This is a genomic window from Bacillus cereus group sp. BfR-BA-01408, from assembly GCF_022663305.1.
Classification (GTDB): Bacteria; Bacillota; Bacilli; order Bacillales; family Bacillaceae_G; genus Bacillus_A; species Bacillus_A pacificus.
On the sequence record NZ_JAKUFF010000157.1, the window covers coordinates 1 to 2,429 of the forward strand.

Sequence of the window (2,429 nt, forward strand, 5' to 3'; positions counted from 1 at the left end):
TTCGTTCAGTTTTCAAAGAACTACTTGGTCGCTCATTTGCGACTTCCTTATGTTAACATTTTCATCTTTCAATGTCAACTAAGTTTTTCATTTCGTTTGTCGCTTTCGACGCTGTTGTCATCGGCGACTTGTTCTATATTACACCTCTAAGGTACAATCGTCAATACATTTTTATAAAAAAACTTCATTTTTCTAAAATCCTATTTACATATCTCTTCTATAAGAATATATAAGCAACCCATATAATACACTATGGGTTGCTTTCCATCATAAAAACTATTGTTCTTTTGAAGGTACCGAACAGCTTTCATCCGTACAAGACATATCACTTCCACCTTCTGAAGAGAGCTCTTGTAACTTAGGTACAGGATTCTCTTCTTCCCACACTTGCTGAAGTGCACCAACAAAAGTTTCAAGTGGTTGCGCACCTGAAATAGCATACTTTTGATTAATAATAAAATAAGGTACTCCTGAAATTTGATATTGTTGAGCAATCGCTTCATCAACCCTAACATCATTTGCATATGCACTTTTATCATTAATAACCTTTAAAGCTTCTTGTTTATCTAAACTTGAAGCTTCAGCGATAGTAGCAAGCGTATCCACATCACTTAAATTTTTCGATTCAGTGAAATATGCAAAAAGTAGATTCTCCGTAATCTCTTTTTCTTTCCCTTGATCTTTTGCAAATTTCGCAAGGCGATGCGCATCAAAAGTGTTCGTCGGCTTCATCTCATCAAAATTAAAACTTAAGCCCATACTAGCTGCATGATTTCCTAGTTGTATATTATTTCGCTGAGCTTCTTCAATACTAATGCCATACTTTGATGCAAGCACCTCATTAATACTTGTTCCAGAATAGATTGGAGCATTCTGGTCTAATTCAAAACTTTTAAACTCAACTTCAACATCCTTCTTATGTGGAAATTGCTCTAAAGCCATCTCTAATCTACGTTTCCCAATGTAGCAAAATGGACACACAAAATCTGACCATACTTCAATTTTCATAGAAACACCTCATTAACATGTAGTTTTCAATCATTGTAGCACCAGCACTAAGGAATTCAAAAATTTATGCTTCAAGCCTTATATACTACAACCTAAAATAAATTTATAAATAGAAAAACGATAATCAAAAGTATTACCTTCTGATTATCGTATATATAAATATAATTATACTTAAATATATCTCCCCACGAACTTCCATACGGTATTCCAATATGCATTTGAATCTATCTTCTCAGCTTCTCCATGTCCAGCACCTGGAACAATTAATTTCTCTTTTTCTACTTTTGCAGCATTATATACTTCATCTAACATTTCAAAAGGAACAAATGTATCCGCATCCCCGTGAATGAATAGCATCGGTGTTTTACTTTTCGCAACTTGTTTTACAGCTGAAGCTTCTTCTAAATCATATCCAGCTCTTAATTTTGTAACTGTATTAGCCGCATTCATAACAGGAAACTTCGGTAAATGGAATAAATCTTTTAGTTGATAAGTAAATTCACCAACAACAGTTGAGTATCCACAATCTTCAATAATAACTTTCACGTTAGAAGGTAAATCTTCACCTGAAGTCATCATTACAGTTGCCCCTCCCATTGAAACACCAAATAGTGCTATTTCAGCATTGGGGTCTTTCTTTACAATTTGTTGGATCCAAATCAAAATATCTTTACGATCGTGCCAGCCCATCCCTATATAATCACCTTCACTATTTCCATGCCCACGAAGATCTGGCGCTATAACGTTATATCCTTGTTCATAAAAATTCCGGATATATTTCGTCATTTTTGATGCCCTACTATCATATCCATGAACTACAATTGCCCATTTATGACTAGATTGTTCATTCATATATTCATAACCTGTTAATTTCAACTTATCGAAAGAATTTATCTGTAGTGTATTAGGTTTATGATTTGATACAAAGTTCGCATCCTTTTCTTCATTTGTAGCCAACACATCTCCTGATGCATTCACAGTTTCTACTAAGTGAGGGTTATCCTCTAAAAACTCTTTCTCTTGTTTCGCATTCAACGCATAATTATAAAAATAATTCCCGACTAACATATACACAATCGCTAGAAGGACTAAGGCTACTATAGTAATTATACCTATCTTTTTCATGTTATCTCCTTTTAAAAAATTAAATCTTCCTATATTAAAGTACTTCAAAAAACAACTGTACTATTTTAACATACCGATAGATTACTTCCACAAAAATAAAATAAAAAATCTTAAACTACATATCGAAATTGATGAAAGAAATTGAATATAAAAGAATAACTTGAGACTGATAAGAAGTTAGAAGCACAAAAAAGACGAGTCATTCTGACTCGTCTTACAGTTGCTTGGCGACGTCCTACTCTCACAGGGACAAGGTCCCAACTACCATCGGCGCTAGAGAGCTTAACTTCCGTGTT

General features: G+C 33.9%; 3 protein-coding genes. All 3 read right to left on the reverse strand.

Annotation, left to right across the window (positions count from 1 at the left end; genetic code table 11):
* Positions 1–276: 276 nt before the first annotated feature.
* Positions 277–1,008, reverse strand: coding sequence for a DsbA family oxidoreductase (locus tag MR083_RS26420; protein ID WP_046646125.1), 732 nt, complete (start codon positions 1,006–1,008; stop codon positions 277–279).
* A 171-nt stretch (positions 1,009–1,179) separates the two neighbouring features.
* Positions 1,180–2,133, reverse strand: a complete 954-nt coding sequence (locus MR083_RS26425; RefSeq protein ID WP_229131119.1) for an alpha/beta hydrolase — start codon at positions 2,131–2,133, stop codon at positions 1,180–1,182.
* Positions 2,134–2,243: 110 nt separating this feature from the next.
* On the reverse strand, positions 2,244–2,429 hold a 186-nt coding region (locus MR083_RS26430; protein WP_242270083.1), incomplete at its 5' end, for a hypothetical protein.

Coding starts and splice junctions, on each gene's coding strand:
- MR083_RS26425 (WP_229131119.1), bottom strand. CDS start 2,133: ATGAAAAAGATAGGTATAATTACTATAGTAGCCTTAGTCCTTCTAGCG.
- MR083_RS26420 (WP_046646125.1), bottom strand. CDS start 1,008: ATGAAAATTGAAGTATGGTCAGATTTTGTGTGTCCATTTTGCTACATT.